The organism is Kitasatospora sp. NPDC007106 (assembly GCF_040634455.1).
GTDB lineage: Bacteria > Actinomycetota > Actinomycetes > Streptomycetales > Streptomycetaceae > Kitasatospora > Kitasatospora arboriphila.
Window position 1 is genome coordinate 24,480 of record NZ_JBEYFP010000014.1, and the last position, 17,317, is coordinate 41,796.

A 17,317-nucleotide genomic window follows, 5' to 3' on the forward strand; every position below is an offset into this window, starting at 1 on the left:
GGTCCCCGGACAGGCCGGGGCCCATCATTGCACCCGGGCGAGCTGTGGAGGAGATTCCGGTGGCACTGCGCCTTGGCCCGCGCGAGTTCGGCGACGACGAGCTGGTGATCATGGCGATCGTCAACCGCACCCCGGACTCCTTCTTCGACCGGGGTGCGACCTTCGCCGACGAGGCCGCCTTCGCCGCCGCCGACCGCGCGATCGCCGAGGGTGCGGCGATCCTGGACATCGGCGGGGTGAAGGCCGGACCCGGCGAGGAGGTCACCGTCGAGGAGGAGCTGCGCCGCACCGTGCCGTTCGTCGCCGAGCTGCGCAAGCGCCACCCGGACGCGGTGATCAGCGTGGACACCTGGCGGCACGAGGTCGGCGAGGCGGTCTGCGAGGCCGGCGCCGACCTGCTGAACGACGCCTGGGGCGGCGTGGACCCGAAGCTCGCCGAAGTCGCCGCCCGGTACGACGCCGGCCTGGTCTGCACCCACGCGGGCGGCGCCGAGCCGCGCACCCGGCCGCACCGGGTCGGCTACGAGGACGTGATGGCCGACATCCTGGCGGTCACCCTGGGCCTCGCGGAACGCGCGGTGGAGCTCGGGGTGCGGCGGGACGCCGTGGTCATCGACCCGGGCCACGACTTCGGCAAGAACACCCGGCACTCGCTGGAGGCCACCCGGCGGCTGCCGGAGATGACCGCGACCGGCTACCCGGTGCTGGTCTCGCTCTCCAACAAGGACTTCGTCGGGGAGACCCTGGACCGGCCGGTCGACGAGCGGCTGCTCGGCACCCTCGCCACCACCGCGGTCTCGGCCTGGCTGGGTGCACAGGTCTACCGGGTGCACCAGGTCGCCGAGACCCGGCAGGTGCTGGACATGGTGGCCTCGATCCGCGGCACCCGGCCCCCGGCGGTGGCCCGCCGGGGGCTCGCGTAGGGCCTCGGCCCGGCCGTCAGATCCGGGCGCCGTTCGGGCGGCGGGTCTCCGCCAGGATCTTCAGGACGTCGTCGACGTCGTCCACCACGTGGAAGAGGTCGAGGTCCTGGGGGGAGGCCTTGCCCTCGGCGATGAGGGTGTTCTTCAGCCAGTCGACCAGGCCGCCCCAGTAGGCGGTGCCGAAGAGGATCACCGGGAACCTGGTGACCTTGCGGGTCTGGACGAGGGTGAGCGCCTCGAACAGCTCGTCCAGGGTGCCGAGCCCGCCGGGCAGCACCACGAAGCCCTGCGCGTACTTCACGAACATCGTCTTGCGGACGAAGAAGTACCGGAAGTTCAGGCCCAGGTCGACGAACTCGTTGAGGCCCTGCTCGAAGGGCAGCTCGATGCCGAGTCCGACGGAGAGGCCGCCGGCCTCGGACGCGCCGCGGTTGGCCGCCTCCATGGCGCCGGGGCCGCCGCCGGTGATGACGGCGTAGCCGGCCTCGGCCAGGGCCCGGCCGATGGCCACGCCCGCGGCGTACTCGGTGGAGTCAACCGGGGTCCGGGCGGAGCCGAAGACGCTGACGGCGGCCGGGAGTTCGGCGAGCGCGCCGAAGCCCTCGACGAACTCCGAGGTGATCCGCAGCACCCGCCAGGGGTCGGTGTGCAGCCAGTCGGTCGGGCCGGTGGTGTCCAGCAGACGCTGGTCCGTGGTGCTGGTGCCGACCTGGTCGCGGCGGAGCAGCACCGGGCCCTTCTGCTTCTCGGGCCAGGGCTTCTTGGGCGCGGGCGCGTCGACTTCTTCGGGACCGTGCCCGTAGTGCTTTACGTCTCCAGTGCCTGTCATGACGAAACCCTACGCCCGCCGTCCACCGAATACGGCGAACGGCGGGTGGCGGCAGGGTGGACGTCAGGCGCCGGTCAGCCAGGCCGCGAGGCGCCGTTCGACCTCGGCGATCGCGCTCAGCGAGCAGTGCTCGTCGCGCTTGTGGGCGAGGTTCGGGTCGCCCGGCCCGTAGTTGACGGCGGGCACGCCGAGGGCGCTGAACCGGGCGACGTCCGTCCAGCCGAACTTGGCCCGGGCCTCGCCGCCGACCGCGTCCAGGAAGGCCCGCGCGGCGGGGCGGTCGAGGCCGGGTAGCGCGCCGGGGGCGGTGTCGGTGACGCGGAGCCCGTAACCCGCGAAGACCTCGCGGACGTGGTCGGCCGCCTGCTGCTCGCTGCGGTCGGGCGCGTAGCGGAAGTTGACCTGCACGGTGCACTCGTCGGGGATGACGTTGCCCGCGACGCCGCCGTCGATCCGGGTGGCGTTGAGGCCCTCGCGGTACTCCAGGCCGTCGATCAGCACCCGCCGCGGCTCGTACTCGGCGAGCCTGCGCAGCACCTCGACGGCCTTGTGGATGGCGTTGTCGCCGAGCCAGCTGCGGGCCGAGTGGGCGCGGGTGCCGGTGAGCACGATCTCGGCGCGCAGGGTGCCCTGGCAGCCGCCCTCGACGACGGCGCCGCTGGGCTCCATGAGCACCGCGAAGTCGGCGGCCAGCCAGTCGGGGTGCTCCTTGGCGAGGTGGCCGAGGCCGTTGCGGGTGGCCTCGACCTCCTCGCAGTCGTAGAAGACGAAGGTGAGGTCGTGGTTCGGCTCGGTGAGGGTGGCGGCGAGCCGCAGCTGCACGGCGACGCCGGACTTCATGTCGGAGGTGCCGCAGCCGTACAGCAGGTCGCCCTCGACGCGGGAGGGCAGGTTGTCGGCGATCGGCACGGTGTCCAGGTGGCCGGCGAGCAGCACCCGCTCGGCGCGGCCGAGGTTCGTCCGGGCGACGACGTTGTTGCCGTGGCGGTCGACCGTGAGGTGGGGCAGCGCCCGCAGCGCGTTCTCGACGGCGTCGGCCAGCGCCTGCTCGTCGCCGCTGACGGACGGGAAGTCGACCAGCTGCGCGGTCAGCGCACCGCCGTCGAGGGACAGGTCGAGGGGCGTGTTCGGGCTGCTCATGGTGGTTTAGCGTATCGGTGCCGCGGCCCGCCACGACGGGTGGCGCAACCGCCCGGGGCCGGCGGGCCGTCGGAGTGGGTACGGTGTGCGCACAGCGAGCGAGAGGGGCACTGGTGGCCGGAATGGCGGAGGGCGGGGCGGACGGTTCCACGGCGTCGGGACGGCGCCGCCGGCCGCGGCTGCTGCGCCGGGTGCTGATCGGCCTGGTGGCGGTGGCGCTGGTCGCGGGCCTGGTGCTGTACCTCAACCGGGACCGGCTGATCGTGCCGCCGGAGGGCTGTCGGATCACCACGGCGGCGGGCACCGGGACGCTGGACCTGGCGCAGGCCGCCAACGCCTCGACGATCGCCGCGGTGGCGATGTCCCGCGGCCTGCCGGAGCGGGCGGTGACGATCGCGCTGGCCACCGCGATGCAGGAGTCCAAGATCCACAACCTCACCGGCGGCGACCGCGACTCGATCGGCCTGTTCCAGCAGCGCCCGTCCCAGGGCTGGGGCACCGCGGAGCAGATCAAGGACCCGGTGTACGCCACCAACAAGTTCCTGGACGGCCTGGTGAAGGTACCCGGGTACGCCCGGATGCCGCTGACCGACGCCGCGCAGCAGGTGCAGAAGAGCGGCTTCCCGCAGGCGTACGCCAAGCACGAGTCCAACGCGATGCTGGTGACCTCGGCGCTGACCGGCCGCGAGCCGGCCGCGCTCGACTGCGTGGTGCACGACCTGGCCGAGCCGGTCGCCGCGGTCGCCTCCGCCTCCGGTTCGCCCTCGGCCGCGGCCTCGCCGTCGGGCGGGCCGCGCCCGGCGGACGTCGGCGAGAAGGTCCGCCGCGAGTTCGGGCGGATGGTGGCGGTGTCGGACGCGCCGAAGGCGCCCAAGGACGCGCGGGCGGTGCTGGCGCTGAGCCCGCAGGCCTCGGCCTCGACCGACTCCGGTGCGGAGGGCCAGAAGCAGTCGGGCTGGGCGGTGGCCCAGTGGGCGGTGGCGCACGCGCAGGAGCTCGGCATCGGCGCGGTCTCCTACGACGGGCGGGTGTGGCGCTTCGACCGGCCCACGGACGGCTGGCAGGCGAAGGGCGCGGAGGACCGGGCGGACCGGGTGCTGGTCACCCTCGGGGCGCCGTGACCGCGGTGACGGTGCGTTGACGAACCCGTGAACGGGTGTCGACCCGGCGGGTGACAGCGGTCAACGGCGGTGGACCGCCGGGCGCTCGGCCGCGGGCCGCCGCGCGGGGCCGGCCGGAGTAGTGCCGGCACCCGCCGCGACAAGGGAAGTGACGGTTCTTCACTCACCCCCGCGGGGGACCGGGTGCCGGGTGCGGCGCAAAGACGATCGTCCGATCTTTGCCTGCCCTTTACCTTCGGCGGGCGAAACCTTCCCGGCTCCCGAGCGGTATTCACGTCGTCCGCCCGACGGACGGCCATGTCCTCTCGTCTTAGGAGCACCATGTCTCACCCCCTCACGCGCCGGATCGCCCAGGCCGCACTGCTCGTCGCGGCCGGCGCGACGCCCCTGATCGCGGCCGGCTCCGCCTCGGCCGCCGACCTGGTGCCGCAGGGGACCGACCTGGGATCCGGCCTCACCCAGCTCGACTCCCCCTCCGGCACCGTGCAGGGCGCCGCCCACGAGCTCGGCCAGTCCGCGGGCGCCACCGGCGCCGCCACGGTCGCCACCGGTGTCCCGGCCGCGGGCGACGCCGCCGGCCACACCGTCGCCTCCGCGCTGCCGGACGCCGACACGGCCCTCGGCCCGGTGACCAACACCGCCGGCAAGACCACCGCCGCCACCGGCGCGCTCACCACCGTGGCCGGCCGGGTCGCCCCCGCGCTGGTCGACCGGGCGGGCCCGGCGGTCGCCGAGAAGGTGCTGCCCGCGGTGCCCGGCACCCGCAGCGCCCGCGCCGGCGGCCCGCTCGGCACCGTCACCGGCGCGCTGCCCACCAGCGGCCTGCCCACCGGCACCCTGACCAGCGCACTGCCCACCGGCGGCATCCCGCAGGCGCTGCCCGGCGCGGACACCCTCGGCACCCTGACCGGCTCGCCGGCCGCGGCGAACCGCCTGGGCGGCGTGCCCTCGCTCGGCTCCAACCCGACCGACCTGCTGGGCGGCGTGCTCGGCGGCACCCCGCTCGGGGGCCTGCTCGGCGGTGTCGGCGGCATCGGCGGCTGACCGCGCCACCCGCCGCACGACGAAGGGCCGGCCCCCGAGCGGGGGCCGGCCCTTCGTCCGTCGGTCGCCGGCGTCAGCCGCCGAGCCGGGCCACGGCCGCGCGGACCCGCTCGTCGGTGGCGGTGAACGCCACCCGCACGTGCCGGTCGCCGGCCGGCCCGTAGAAGTCGCCGGGCGCCACCAGGATGCCCAGCTCGGCGAGCTCCGCCACCGTCTCCCAGCACGGCCGGCCCCGGGTCGCCCACAGGTAGAGGCTGGCCTCCGAGTGCTCGATGGTGAAGCCGTGCGCCTCCAGGGCGCCGCGCAGCGCCGTGCGGCGGGCCGCGTAGCGGGCCCGCTGCTCGGCCACGTGCGCGTCGTCCGCGAGCGCCGCGGCGGTCGCCGCCTGCACCGGGGCGGGCACGATCATGCCGCCGTGCTTGCGGACCTCCAGCAGCTCCCGGACGACGACCTCGTCGCCGGCCACGAAGGAGGCCCGGTAGCCGGCCAGGTTGGACCGCTTGGAGAGCGAGTGGACGGCCAGCAGGCCCTCGTGGGAGCCGCCGCACACCTCGGGGTGCAGCACCGACACCGGCTCGGCCTCCCAGCCGAGCTCCAGGTAGCACTCGTCGCTGACCAGCAGCGCGCCGTGCTCGCGGGCCCAGGCGACCGCGCGGCGCAGCTCGTCCGCGGCGAGCACCCGGCCGGTCGGGTTGGACGGCGAGTTCAGCCAGAGCAGCCGCACCCGGGAGCCGTCGAGCTCGTCGACGTCCTCGTACGCCACCGGCTCGGCGCCGCACAGCCGGGCACCCACCTCGTACGTCGGATAGGCCAGCCGCGGGTACGCCACCTGGTCGCCCGGGCCGAGGCCGAGCTGGCCGGGCAGCCAGGCCACCAGCTCCTTGGAGCCGACGGTCGGCAGGACGGCCTCCGGGCCGATCTCGGCGCCGCAGCGGCGGTTCAGCCAGCCGGCGATCGCCTCGCGCAGCTCCGGCGGGCCCCAGACGGTCGGATAGCCGGGGGTGTCCGTGCTGGCGGCCAGCGCCTTCTGGATCACCTCGGGCACCGGGTCGACCGGGGTGCCGACGGAGAAGTCGCACAGCCCGTCCGGGTGTGCGAGGGCGGTCCGCTTGTACGGCTCCAGCCGGTCCCACGGGAAGACCGGAAGCAGCTCGGAAACGCGGCGCGCCGCCCCCGGGTGGCCCGGGAACGGCGCGCGCGCGGTGTGATGGGTGCTCACGACTCAGTTGTCACCGATCAGTGTCGTCAGTGGTCGGCGTTCTGCGGCGGCAGGGCCGCGATGAACGGGTGGTCCTTCTCGATCAGGCCGAGCTTCGAGGCACCACCGGGCGAACCGAGGTCGTCGAAGAACTCGACGTTCGCCTTGTAGTAGTCCTTCCACTCCTCCGGAGTGTCGTCCTCGTAGAAGATCGCCTCGACCGGGCAGACCGGCTCGCAGGCGCCGCAGTCGACACACTCATCCGGGTGGATGTAGAGGGAGCGCTCGCCCTCGTAGATGCAGTCAACCGGGCACTCTTCGATGCACGCCTTGTCCTTGACGTCGACACAAGGCTGCGCGATGACGTAGGTCACGCTGTCGTTCCTCCTCGGCAGGGCCGGCGGCCCAAACTGTTTGCTTGCGTGCGCGGGTGAGCGCGGCGTCGTCGATGCCCGCCCCTAGTATCGCGGGTCGGAGACCGCAAATGCACAGGAGGTGCCCTCGATGGCGGACAGAGCCCCCGCGACAGGCCGCCCGGAGGTCCGTCTGAACCCCTCTGACGTGGGACGACGGGTGTCCGTGCGGCGCATCGCGGAGCTGGTCGACGGACGGCCGGTGTTCCGCGATGTGATCGGGGTGCTCGCATCCTGGGACGAGAACGGCCTCGCGGTGGTGCCCCGCAGCGGCGAGCCGGTGGTCTTCCCCGAGGAACTGCTCGTCGCGGGCAAGCCGGTGCCGCCCTTCCCGGCCCGCCGGGCGCCGCAGCCGGCCGCCGACCCCGTCGAGCTGCAGCGGACGGCCGCCCGCGGCTGGCCCGCGGTCGAGCAGGAGCGGCTCGGCGCCTGGGTGCTGCGCGCCTCCGCCGGATTCACCCGGCGGGCCAACTCCGTCCAGGCCCTCGGCGACCCCGGCCGCCCGCTCGCACGGGCGCTGGACGAGGTCCGCGCCTGGTACGCGGCCCGTTCGCTGCCGGCGTACGTCGAGGTGCTCGAACCCGGCTCGCCCGGCGACCTCGCCGCCGAACTCGCCCGACTCGGCGCCGGGCAGGCCGAGACGCTGTTCCGCACCGCGCCGCTCGCCCCGCTCGCCCGGGCCGCCGCCGCGTCGCACGGCCGGGTCCGGCTCTCCCGGACGGCCGACGCCCGCTGGATGTCCCGCTACCGCCGGGTGAGCGCCGACACCGCGGTGGAGCGGGCCGCCGCCGAGGTGCTGCACGGCGGCCCCTCGGTCTGGTTCGCGACCGTCCCCGACCCGGACGGCGGCGCCCCGCTGGCGATCGGCCGGGCCGTCGTCGACGGCCCGTGGGCCGGCTTCTCCGCGATCGAGGTCGACCCGTCGGCCCGCCGCTCCGGGCTCGGCACCGCGGTGATGGCCGTGCTCGCGGCCCGCGCCGCCGAGGAGGGGGCGAGCGGCGCGTACCTGCAGGTGGAGGCCGAGAACGCCGGCGCGATCGCGCTCTACGACGGGCTGGGCTTCACCACAAGTCACACTTACCACTACGCCCGGCTCCCCGAGCGGTAGCGTTCACCCCGCCACCTCAGTACCGACGAAGGCTGCTGTGACCGAGCAGAGCAGATCCCGCTTCCGCGCCGAGGCCCGGGCCGAACGCCCCGATCCCGTGCTGCTGTGCCTGCTCGCGGCCGCCGAGCACACCTTCGGCACGCCCGGGGACCCGGCGCCGCCGCCCACCCTGGACGAGCTGCTGACGGCCTGCGGCGCCGCACTGGACCGGCACGCGGCCGCCGTCCGCCGGGCGGTCGCCGAGCGGCGGCCGGCCGGTCCCGAGGAGACGGCGGCCCTGCTCGCCGCGGTGCTCGGCGGCCGCGAGCGCTTCCACGGCCGCAAGGCGGACTACCGGCGGGTGGAGTCCTCGCTGCTGCCCGAGGTGCTGCGGCGCCGGCGCGGACTGCCGATCACGCTCTCGCTGGTGTGGATGGGCGTGGCCGCCCGGGCCGGCCTGGTCGTGCACGGCATCGCGCTGCCCGGCCACTTCATCGTCGCGGTGGCCGGCCCGTCCGGCGGCAACGACTACGTCCTCGCCGACCCCTTCCACGGCGGCCGGCTGCTCGACCTGTCGGACGCGGCGCAGCTGGTGACCGCCGCCGGGCACCAGTTCGGCACCGAACTCCTCACCCCCGCACAGCCGTTGGACATCGTGCTGCGGGTGCTCGGCAACATCCGGGCCTGGGCCGCGGACCGCCCCGAGCACGCCCGCACCCAGCTGTGGGCCACCGAGCTCGCCCTGCTGCTCCCCCGGCACCCCGCCCAGCTGCGCCTGGAGCGCGCCGAACTCCTCGTCCGCACCGGCGACTTCCTGGCCGGGGCGCTCGAAATGGAGGAGTACGCGCGGATCCTGGACGCCTTCGACCCGGAGGCCGCGGCGAAGGCCCGGCAGGACGCCCGGGCGGCCCGGCACCGGCTCAACTGACGCGGTGCGCCCGCCGCGTGTGCCGGGCGGGCCGGCGGGCGTTCACAGCCAGCCCTTCTCCTTCGCGACCCGCACCGCCTCGGCCCGGTTGCGGGCTCCGGTCTTCTGGATCGCCATCGACAGGTAGTTGCGGACGGTGCCCTCGGAGAGGTGCAGCCGGCGGGCGATGTCCGCGTTGACCGAGCCGTCGGCGGCGGCGGCCAGCACGTCCAGCTCCCGCCCGGTCAGCGGGTTGGCGCCCTCGGCGAGCGCGGCGGCGGCCAGCGTCGGGTCGATCACCCGCTCGCCGCGCAGCACCCGGCGGATCGCCTCGGCCAGTTCGGCCGCCGGGGCGTCCTTGACCAGGAAGGCGTCCGCCCCGGACTCCATCGCCCGGCGCAGGTAGCCCGGCCTGCCGAAGGTGGTGGCGATCACCACCTTGGTGCCGGGGCGGCGCCGGCGCAGCTCCCCCGCCGCCTCGATGCCGGTCATCCCGGGCATCTCGATGTCCAGCACGGCCACTTCCACGTCGTGGGCGACGGCCGCGTCCACGACCTCGTCCCCCCGCCCGACCTGGGCGACCACGTCGATGTCCCCTTCGAGTCCCAGCAGGGCGGCGAGGGCCTCCCGCACCATCCCCTGGTCCTCGGCCAGCAGCACGCGAATCATTCGCGCACACTATCGGTCGCCGCGGCCGCCGGGACGGCCCTCAGCGGCACGTGCGCCCGCAGCCTGAAGCCCCGGCCGTGCGGGCCGGGGCCGGTCTCCAGCCGGCCGTCGACCAGGGCGAGGCGCTCGCCGAGGCCGGACAGCCCGTTGCCGGGGCCGGACTTGCCGGGGCCGCGGCCGTTGTCGGTGACCTCCAGCACGGCGTAGCGCCGGCCGTCGTCCTCCCAGGTCTCGTCCATGGCGACGGTGCAGACGGTGGCGTCGGTGCCGTGCCGGACGATGTTGGTGACCGCCTCGCGCAGCGCCCAGGCGAGCGCACCGGCCTCCTCGCCGTCCAGGCCGGGGCGGGCGTCGGTGAGGCCGGGTGCGGCCTCCAGGGTGATCCGGGCGGTGGTGAGCGCGGTGCGGGCCGCGGCGAGCTCGACCGGCAGGGTGGGCCGGCGGAAGCCGCTGACCGCCTCCCGGACGTCGACCAGCGACTGCCGGGCGACGCTCTCGATGTCGGCGACCTGGCTGCGGGCCTGCTCCTGCTTGCCGGCGTCCATGAAGCGTCCGGCGAGCTCGCTCTTGATGGTGATCAGCGAGAGCGAGTGGCCGAGCAGGTCGTGCAGGTCGCGGGCGAGCCGCAGCCGCTCCTCGGACGCGGCGAGGTGGGCCACCGCGGCCCGGGCCTCGCGCAGCTCCTGCATGGTGGAGATCAGCCGCTGCAGGCCGGTCATGGCGAGGCCGGAGAGGAAGCACGGCACCACGATCGCGACCAGGGTGTCCTTGTCGGCGTCGACCAGCAGGCCCACCAGCAGGGCGGCCGCGGTGGCCGCGCCGACCCCGGCGACGCTGTACCGGCTCGGCACCACCACGGCGATGCAGACCGAGGCGTAGGTGAACAGGGTCAGCCAGGCCTCCCCCAGCACGAAGGGGGTGACGAGGGCCAGCGCGACCATCACCACGACCGGCGCGTAGTGCCCGGACCAGGTGCCCGGCCGGATCGAGCGGAAGGCCACCAGCGACAGGTAGCAGGCGAGGTACACGCCGAGCGCCGCCCAGCCGAACACCGTCGCCGCGGTGCCGTGGTGCCCGTCCACCAGGTCCTTCACCGGATAGGCCAGGTAGACCGCCCACAGCGACATCCAGCAGAGCTTCACCAGCAGTTGCCGGCGGCTCTCCACCTTCGCGCCGGGGATGTTCCGGAAGGAGGTGCCGGGCTCCGCCGGGCCCGCGTGCCTGTCCTGGTCGACCATGCCGGCCATCATGCCGCCCGGGTGTCCCGGCGGTACAGGAAGGCCGCCGCCGCGACGAACAGCGCCAGGAATCCGGCCATGCCGGCCACCGCGACGCCGTCCAGTCCCTGGCCGGGCTGCACGAAGGCGGCCAGCCGGTTGTACAGGTAGACGGGGTCGAACCGGGCGAAGGCCACCAGCGAGTCGCCGACCGGGAACCAGGTCCCGCCGAACAGCGCCATCAGCATGTAGACGATCATCACGATCGGCTGCACCGCGTCGGGCGCCGCCGCGTAGCCGAGCGCCACGCCCAGCGCGGCGAAGACGAAGCTGCCGAGCCACAGCACCGCCGCGAGGCCCAGCCAGCGGCCCGCCGACAGCTGCACGCCCTCGACCGCGCCGATCGCGAAGACCACCAGGATCGCCGGCAGCGTGGTCACCGCACAGGCGGCGATCTTGCCGACCGTGTACGCCCGCCCGGGCAGCGCGGTCAGCCGTAGCTGCCGCACCCAGCCGCTGCGCCGCTCCAGCGAGATCCGCTGCGCCGAGCCGGTGAGCACCGCGCCGACCGCGCCGAAGGTGGCCATCGAGACCATGAAGTACGACTTCGCCGGGACGCCGCCGGCCACGTCGCCGCCGCTGTAGGCGCTGATGAAGAAGACGTACAGCAGCGCCGGGTAGAGCACCGTGAACATCAGGTACCGCTTGTTGCGCAGGGTGCGCAGGATCTCCAGCCGGATCAGAGTGGTCATCGCACGGTCTCCTTCGCGGGGGCCGCGGCCGCCTCGTCGGCGGCGGCCTGCTCGGTGATGGTCAGGAAGGCCTGCTCCAGGCCGAGGCCGGTGACCTCCAGGCCGCGCGGGTACAGTCCGGCGCGGTAGAGGGCGGCGACGCAGGCGTCCGCGTCGGTGGCGCGGATCCGCACGGTGCGCACTCCGCCGGCCCGCCCGCCGACCTCCAGGCCGGCGACGCCGGGCAGGGCGCGCAGCAGGGCCTCGTCGGCCTCGCCGTCGCCGGGGTGCAGTTCGAAGCCGACCCGGCGGGCGCCCGCCCGGGCCTTGATCTCGGCGGAGGTGCCGTCGGCGATCAGCCGCCCCTTGTGCAGCACCAGCACCCGGTCGGCGACCGAGTCCGCCTCCTCCAGGTAGTGGGTGGCGAAGAGCACGGTGCGGCTGGCCGCGGCCTGGGCCCGCATGGCGGCCCAGAAGGCCTGCCGGACGGAGACGTCCATGCCGGTGGTGGGCTCGTCGAGGACGATCAGGTCGTTGGCGCCGGCCACCGCGAGGGCGAAGCGGACGCGCTGCTCCTGGCCGCCGGAGAGCTTGTCGACCCGGCGGTCGGCGATCTCGGTGATGCCGGCCTCGGCGAGCACCGCGTCGACGGTGTGCCCGCGGGGGTGGATGCCGCAGGCGAGGGTCACCAGTTCGCGGACCTTGACCTCGGTCATCAGGCCGCCGCTCTGCAGCATGGCGCCGACCCGGCCGGCCTCGATCGCGGCCCGCGGCGGGCCGCCGAACAGTTCGACGCTGCCCGTGTCCGGTTCGCGCAGGCCGAGCAGCAGGTCGAGGCTGCTGGACTTGCCCGCGCCGTTCGGCCCGAGCAGCGCGACCGTCTCGCCCGGCCGCAGGACGAGGTCCAGCCCGTCCACCGCCGTGACGCGGCCGTAGCGCTTGCTGACGTTCCGGAAGGCCGCGACCTCCCCCGTGCCCGTACCCATCTGCCCGCCGTCCCTCCGACGCCCGCTTCGCTGACTCCACCAGGCTCGCGCGGAGCGGGGGGCGGGCGGCAGTGCGGGCCGTCGTGTCCTCGGCATGACGGATGTCATGCCGAGGACACCGGTGCGGGTCAGAGCCCCAGCGAGCGCTTCAGGAAGTCGACCTGGAGCAGCAGCAGGTTCTCCGCGACCTGCTCCTGCGGGGTCATGTGGGTGACCCCGGAGAGCGGCAGCACGGTGTGCGGGCGGCCGGCGGCGAGCAGCGCGGAGGAGAGCCGCAGGGTGTGGGCGGCGACGACGTTGTCGTCGGCCAGCCCGTGCACGATCATCAGCGGCCGTTCCAGCTTGGCCGCGTCCGCGGTCAGCGAGTTGGCGTCGTACACCTCGGGGTGCTGCTCGGGGTGGCCGAGGTAGCGCTCGGTGTAGTGGGTGTCGTACAGCCGCCAGTCGGTGACGGGGGCGCCGGCGACGGCCGCGTGGAAGACGTCCGGGCGGCGCAGCACGGCGAGGGCGGAGAGGTAGCCGCCGTAGGACCAGCCGCGGATCGCGACCCGGCCGAGGTCGAGCGGGAACTCCTCGGCGAGTGCGTGCAGGGCGTGCACCTGGTCGTCGAGGGTGATGCCGGCGAAGTCGTGCCGGATCGACTTCTCCCAGGCGGGGCTGCGGCCGGGGGTGCCGCGGCCGTCGGCGACCACCACGGCGAAGCCCTGGTCGGCGAACCACTGCGAGGTCAGGTGCGGGTTGTGCGCCTGCACGACGCGCTGGCCGTGCGGTCCTCCGTACGGGTCCATGAGGACGGGCAGCGGGCCGTCCCGCTCGGGGTCGTGGCCGGTGGGCAGCAGGACGGCGGCGGGGATCCGCCGGGTGCCGGCGAAGCGGAAGGCGGGGCGGGCGGTGAGCAGCGGCGTCTCGGCGTACGAGGCGACGGTGGCCACGGCGGTGCCGTCCCGCAGCACCTGGACGAGGGTGCCGGGGCGGTCCGGGGAGGCGCTGGAGAGCACGGTGGTGCCGCCGGCGTGGACGGCGGCCGCGGCACCGTCGCCGTCCGGCCCGAACGGGGCGACGCCGTCCGCGCCGGCCCGGAACAGGCCCGTCCAGCCGGGCGGGCGGCCGCTGCCCGCCTCGCCCTCGGAGGCGGTGAAGAGCACCTCGTCGTCGCTCACGGCGAGGACGGAACGGACGTGCAGCGCGGCGTCGGTGACGGTCCGTTCGCCGATCAGCAGGGCGCGGGCGCCGCTCTCGTCGGAGATCCGCACCAGCCGGCCGTCCGGGGTCCAGGCGGGGACGCCGCCGAAGAGCTCCAGCCAGGCGCCGTCCTGCTCCTCGACGAGCGGGGCGGTGCTGCCGTCGGCGGTGTCGACGGTGCGGATCTGCTGGCTGCGCTGGTCGCGGGCCTGGACGAGCAGCAGCGGGGCGCCGCCGGCCGACCAGTGCACCCGGGCCAGGTAGGGGAAGGCCGCACGGTCCCAGACCACCTCGGTGCGGGCGCCGCCGTCCAGGTCGACGAGCCAGAGCCCGACCTCGGCGTTGGGGGTGCCGGCGGCCGGGTAGGCGACCTCGGCGGGGGCGGCGGAGGGGTTGGCCGGGTCGGCGATCCACCAGCGCCGGACGGGGGCGTCGTCGACCCGGGCGACGAGCAGCCGGCGGCTGTCCGGCGACCACCAGTAGCCGCGGTCGCGGTCCATCTCCTCCTGGGCGGCGAACTCGGCCTGGCCCCAGGTGACTCCGTCGGCCTCGGGCTCGGCGAGGGCGCGGTCGCCGCCGCCGTCGGTGCGGGTGACGCGCAGTGCGCCGGCGGTGGTGGCGTAGGCGACGTGGCTGCCGTCGGGGGCCGGCCGCGGGTCCAGCAGCGGCCCCTCGGCGGGCAGTTCGCGGGCGGTGCCGGTGGCGAGGTCGGCGGCGAAGAGCCGGCCGGAGAGCGCGAAGGCGGCGAGCGAGCCGGTGGCGTCGAGGGCGTAGCCGACGATGCCGGCGGAGCCCTCGCGGCTGCGCTCGCGGCGGGCCCTCTCGGCGGCCGAGAGGTGTTCCTCGCCGCCGCCGAGCAGGGCGGCGGGGTCGGCGGCGACCCGCTCCTCGCCGGTGGCGGGGTCGAGGGTCCAGAGGCTGTTGGCGCGGTCGCGGCCGGAGCCGGAGCGCAGGAAGACGACCCGGCCGCCGTCGGGTGCGACGGCGAAGGAGCGGGGCGCGCCGACGGTGTAGCGCAGGGTCCGCGCGTACTGCCGGGGGAAGGTGTCCGCAGGGTTCTCGGTGGTCATGGCACCCGACCCTACGGCCTGCCCCCGCCGGTGATCACTCGTTCGGAGCAGCCCCGGGCAACGGCCCCCGGAGGGCCCACGGGCCGTGTGCCACCGGCCGTTCGGCCGTCCGGAGCACCCCCGCGCCACGCTTGCCCACCTCACGGTACGTAATACCGGGGTCACCGATCGGGTATGTGTTGCTCATCGCGATACGGAGCCGGACCGTCCCGTTCCTTCCCGGTTCCGGATCGAGAGCCCGTCCCGCACGACCCGCCGCCCGTCCCGGGCGGCGCACCCGAGAAGGGGTGTGAGCCCTCATGGCTTTGTCCGTCTCCGCAGCCGTGCTGATGCTGGTCATCGTGGTGGTCCTGGTCCGCCGGTCCGGCCTGAAACTGGCGCACGCGATCATCTGCGCGCTCCTCGGCTTCTACCTCGCCTCCACCTCGATCGCGCCGTCGATCCAGGAGGTCACCAGCAACGTGGCAGGGATGATCAATGGCCTGAAGCTCTGACGGACCGGCGGTCGCTAGGCTGACGGCCATGACCGCAGCCTCCGACCGCCCGCCCCGCCGCCTGCTCCTGGTGCACGCGCACCCCGACGACGAATCGATCGGCAACGGAGCCACCATGGCGCGGTACGCCGCCGAGGGTGCCCTGGTCACGCTGGTGACCTGCACCCTCGGCGAGGGCGGTGAGGTGATCCCGCCCGAGTCGGCCCACCTGACGGCCGATCGGGACGACACCCTGGGCGAGCACCGGATCGGCGAGCTGTCCGCGGCGATGCGCGCGGTCGGCGTCGCCGACTTCCGCTTCCTCGGGGGCCCGGGCCGCTACCGCGACTCCGGGATGATGGGCGTCGCCGAGAACGACCGTCCGGACTGCTTCTGGCAGGCCGACCCGGACGAGGCCGCCGACCACCTGGTCGCGGTGGTCCGCGAGGTCCGGCCGCAGGTGCTGGTCACCTACGACGAGAACGGCGGCTACGGCCACCCCGACCACGTCCAGGCGCACCGGGTGGCGCTGCGGGCGTACGAGCTGGCCGCGGACCCGGCGCACCGCCCGGAGCTGGGCGCGGCCTGGCGGATCGCCAAGGTCTACTACAACCGGATGCCGCGCTCGGTGATCGAGCAGGGGCTGAAGGAGACGGCCGACGCCGCGGTCTTCCCCGGCACCGCCGCCACGGGCGACGTGCCCGGCGTGGTGGACGACGCGGTGGTGACGACGGTGCTGGACGGGACGGCGTACGCCGGGGCGAAGGCGGCCGCGATGCGGGCGCACGCGACGCAGATCACCGTGGCCGGCCGGTACTTCGCGCTCAGCAACGACCTGGGGCAGCCGCTGCTGGCCACCGAGTACTACGAGTTGGTGCACGGCGAGCCGGGCGGGGTCCTGCCGGAGACGGACCTCTTCGCCGGGGTGGCGCCGTGAAGGCGCTGCAGGTGGTGCTGGGCACCCGCTCGGAGCGCATGGCCGAGCCGCTGCCGCCGCGCGGTTTCCGGGTGGCGGCCTACGTGGTGCTGTTCCTCGTGGGGGCCGCGGTCTCGTTGTGCGGAGCGTTCGTGCAGGCCCTGTGGCCCCCGTTCGGCGTGCTGCTGGCGCTGGGCGCGACCGGCGGGGTGTTCTACGGCGGGCTCCGGCTGACGGGCACGAAGCTCGGCGCGGGCATCCCGCTGGCCGGCTGGTTCGCCGTGCTGATGGTGATGATGGCGCCCCGCCCGGAGGGCGATTTCGTCCTGGCCGCCGGTCTGACCTCGTACCTCTACCTGTTCGCGGGCGCGGTCGCCGGGGTGGCCTGTGCGACGCTGCCGACCCGGACGCCCCTCGGTTTCGGCGCGGCCGGCAACGATCGGCAACGGCCCGTCAAGGACCCCCACGCATAGCCCGATAGCGGAATTATCGGACATATCGGCTTCTTTCCGATCCGGACCGGCTCCCGGCGCTTCCCAGTATGGTGGTGCCGGTGCGGGTGCCTCCGGTCCGATCGGCCGGGGAACGACAGCCCCGGATGCCTCGGACGCAGGGCGGGAAGGTACCTTCGCCCCAGTCGCGTGGCGGCGGCGCCGTCTCAGCCAACACGTGAAGAAGCTGGTGTCGGAGGGTCCGTCCGGTCCGCAGCGCGGTGCCGCACCGCACGCGGAGGGACGTCCCACAACCCGCGGCCGCCGCCCGTCGGCGCGGCCGCGAACCCGGAGCAGAGCAGCATTGAGCAGCCGCGAATCTGACAGCGCGTACCCGTCGCCCCGTGGGGCCACCCCCGGCCGCCGCACCGCGGACGGGGCGGACGCCTACCCTTCCGGCACCCCGCCGTACGGCACCGGACTGCCGGGCGCCGCCGCGTTCGCGCACGGCCGCAACGACGACCCCTTCGGCACCGCGACCCAGGGGGGCCCCGGCGCCCCGGAGGCCGCGGCCGACGAGGTGCCGAAGACCGAGACCACCCTGACCACCCGGATCCGGATCAACATCCCCGGCTCCCGGCCGATCCCGCCGGTCGTGGTGCGCAGCCCCGTCAAGAACGAGGAGCCCGCGGCCGGGGCGGGTGCGCCCGGGCCGCGCTCCGAGGGCACCGGCTCCCCCGTCCTCGGCCTCGTCGACGCCGGCACCGCCGACGCCCCGGCGAACCTGCCGCCGCAGTGGCAGGACGGCGGCCCCCAGGGTGGCCCCGCCGGTGGCCCCGCCGGCGGCCAGGGCCGCCCCGACGGCACCAGCGAGTCGGAGTCCACCGGCGCCTGGTTCCGTCCGCGCCAGAAGGGCCGCCAGGACGCGGGGCCCGCCCCCGTGCCGGCCGGCGCCCCGGGCGGGGCGCCGCAGCCGGGCC

The 17,317-nt window shown here is 75.1% G+C and carries 17 protein-coding genes and 1 pseudogene; 9 read left to right on the forward strand and 9 right to left on the reverse strand.

Annotated features, from left to right (window positions below; translation table 11 throughout):
* The first annotated feature begins 110 nt into the window (after nt 1–110).
* Nucleotides 111–923 carry a dihydropteroate synthase gene (gene folP, locus ABZ641_RS03250; protein ID WP_344626749.1) on the forward strand — a complete coding sequence of 271 codons (813 nt, stop codon included), beginning with the start codon at nt 111–113 and terminating at the stop codon, nt 921–923.
* 16 nt (nt 924–939) lie between these two features.
* Here folP and ABZ641_RS03255 read toward each other — a convergent pair whose 3' ends face one another.
* Complete coding sequence (locus tag ABZ641_RS03255; RefSeq protein WP_344626732.1) at nt 940–1,752, reverse strand: TIGR00730 family Rossman fold protein; 813 nt, start codon at nt 1,750–1,752, stop codon at nt 940–942.
* A 63-nt stretch (nt 1,753–1,815) separates the two neighbouring features.
* Entirely contained in the window at nt 1,816–2,892 is a 1,077-nt protein-coding gene (gene dapE, locus ABZ641_RS03260; protein WP_344626731.1) for a succinyl-diaminopimelate desuccinylase, read from the reverse strand.
* Nucleotides 2,893–3,014: 122 nt separating this feature from the next.
* Between dapE and ABZ641_RS03265 the strand changes: the two genes are divergently transcribed.
* Together ABZ641_RS03265 and ABZ641_RS03270 are read left to right on the forward strand one after the other, a co-directional pair.
* Nucleotides 3,015–4,013 (forward strand): hypothetical protein, encoded by a 999-nt coding sequence (locus ABZ641_RS03265; protein ID WP_344626748.1) that lies wholly within the window; start codon nt 3,015–3,017, stop codon nt 4,011–4,013.
* Between the two features lie 321 nt (nt 4,014–4,334).
* Nucleotides 4,335–5,057, forward strand: coding sequence for a hypothetical protein (locus ABZ641_RS03270; protein WP_359978787.1), 723 nt, complete (start codon nt 4,335–4,337; stop codon nt 5,055–5,057).
* 73 nt (nt 5,058–5,130) lie between these two features.
* On the opposite strand, the gene dapC is transcribed toward ABZ641_RS03270, so the two are convergent.
* Both dapC and fdxA read right to left on the reverse strand, forming a co-directional pair.
* Nucleotides 5,131–6,276 carry a succinyldiaminopimelate transaminase gene (gene dapC / locus ABZ641_RS03275; RefSeq protein ID WP_359978790.1) on the reverse strand — a complete coding sequence of 382 codons (1,146 nt, stop codon included), beginning with the start codon at nt 6,274–6,276 and terminating at the stop codon, nt 5,131–5,133.
* 26 nt (nt 6,277–6,302) lie between these two features.
* Nucleotides 6,303–6,629 (reverse strand): ferredoxin, encoded by a 327-nt coding sequence (gene fdxA, locus ABZ641_RS03280; protein WP_030275917.1) that lies wholly within the window; start codon nt 6,627–6,629, stop codon nt 6,303–6,305.
* A 199-nt stretch (nt 6,630–6,828) separates the two neighbouring features.
* Here fdxA and ABZ641_RS03285 point away from each other — a divergent pair, with 199 nt between their 5' ends.
* Together ABZ641_RS03285 and ABZ641_RS03290 are read left to right on the forward strand one after the other, a co-directional pair.
* Complete coding sequence (locus ABZ641_RS03285; protein ID WP_344626728.1) at nt 6,829–7,776, forward strand: GNAT family N-acetyltransferase; 948 nt, start codon at nt 6,829–6,831, stop codon at nt 7,774–7,776.
* Nucleotides 7,777–7,813: 37 nt separating this feature from the next.
* The gene (locus ABZ641_RS03290) at nt 7,814–8,683 is read left to right on the forward strand and encodes a transglutaminase-like domain-containing protein (protein WP_344626727.1); all 870 of its coding nucleotides are present in this window, start codon (nt 7,814–7,816) and stop codon (nt 8,681–8,683) included.
* A gap of 42 nt (nt 8,684–8,725) precedes the next feature.
* Here the strand turns inward: ABZ641_RS03290 and ABZ641_RS03295 are convergent, their stop codons facing one another.
* The 5 genes from ABZ641_RS03295 to ABZ641_RS03315 form a co-directional block, all read right to left on the reverse strand.
* Nucleotides 8,726–9,331, reverse strand: a complete 606-nt coding sequence (locus ABZ641_RS03295) for a response regulator transcription factor (RefSeq protein WP_263103795.1) — start codon at nt 9,329–9,331, stop codon at nt 8,726–8,728.
* Nucleotides 9,328–10,569, reverse strand: coding sequence for a histidine kinase (locus ABZ641_RS03300; protein ID WP_359978794.1), 1,242 nt, complete (start codon nt 10,567–10,569; stop codon nt 9,328–9,330). The genes ABZ641_RS03295 and ABZ641_RS03300 overlap by 4 nt, the downstream gene beginning before the upstream one ends.
* A gap of 8 nt (nt 10,570–10,577) precedes the next feature.
* Nucleotides 10,578–11,300, reverse strand: coding sequence for an ABC transporter permease (locus tag ABZ641_RS03305; protein WP_344626725.1), 723 nt, complete (start codon nt 11,298–11,300; stop codon nt 10,578–10,580).
* Entirely contained in the window at nt 11,297–12,265 is a 969-nt protein-coding gene (locus ABZ641_RS03310) for an ABC transporter ATP-binding protein (RefSeq protein ID WP_359978796.1), read from the reverse strand. The genes ABZ641_RS03305 and ABZ641_RS03310 overlap by 4 nt, the downstream gene beginning before the upstream one ends.
* A gap of 128 nt (nt 12,266–12,393) precedes the next feature.
* Nucleotides 12,394–14,517 carry a prolyl oligopeptidase family serine peptidase gene (locus tag ABZ641_RS03315; protein WP_359978798.1) on the reverse strand — a complete coding sequence of 708 codons (2,124 nt, stop codon included), beginning with the start codon at nt 14,515–14,517 and terminating at the stop codon, nt 12,394–12,396.
* A gap of 299 nt (nt 14,518–14,816) precedes the next feature.
* Here ABZ641_RS03315 and ABZ641_RS03320 point away from each other — a divergent pair, with 299 nt between their 5' ends.
* The 4 genes and pseudogenes from ABZ641_RS03320 to ABZ641_RS03335 form a co-directional block, all read left to right on the forward strand.
* Complete coding sequence (locus ABZ641_RS03320; RefSeq protein WP_030275935.1) at nt 14,817–15,011, forward strand: DUF2304 family protein; 195 nt, start codon at nt 14,817–14,819, stop codon at nt 15,009–15,011.
* Between the two features lie 28 nt (nt 15,012–15,039).
* Nucleotides 15,040–15,927 carry an N-acetyl-1-D-myo-inositol-2-amino-2-deoxy-alpha-D-glucopyranoside deacetylase gene (mshB, locus tag ABZ641_RS03325; RefSeq protein ID WP_344626722.1) on the forward strand — a complete coding sequence of 296 codons (888 nt, stop codon included), beginning with the start codon at nt 15,040–15,042 and terminating at the stop codon, nt 15,925–15,927.
* Nucleotides 15,924–16,379: a DUF6113 family protein gene (locus ABZ641_RS03330; protein ID WP_344626721.1), complete on the forward strand. Its 456-nt coding sequence runs from the start codon at nt 15,924–15,926 to the stop codon at nt 16,377–16,379. Before mshB ends, ABZ641_RS03330 begins: the two co-directional genes overlap by 4 nt.
* Before the next feature lie 322 nt (nt 16,380–16,701).
* A pseudogene (locus ABZ641_RS03335) lies at nt 16,702–17,317 on the forward strand (hypothetical protein); the annotation flags it as partial.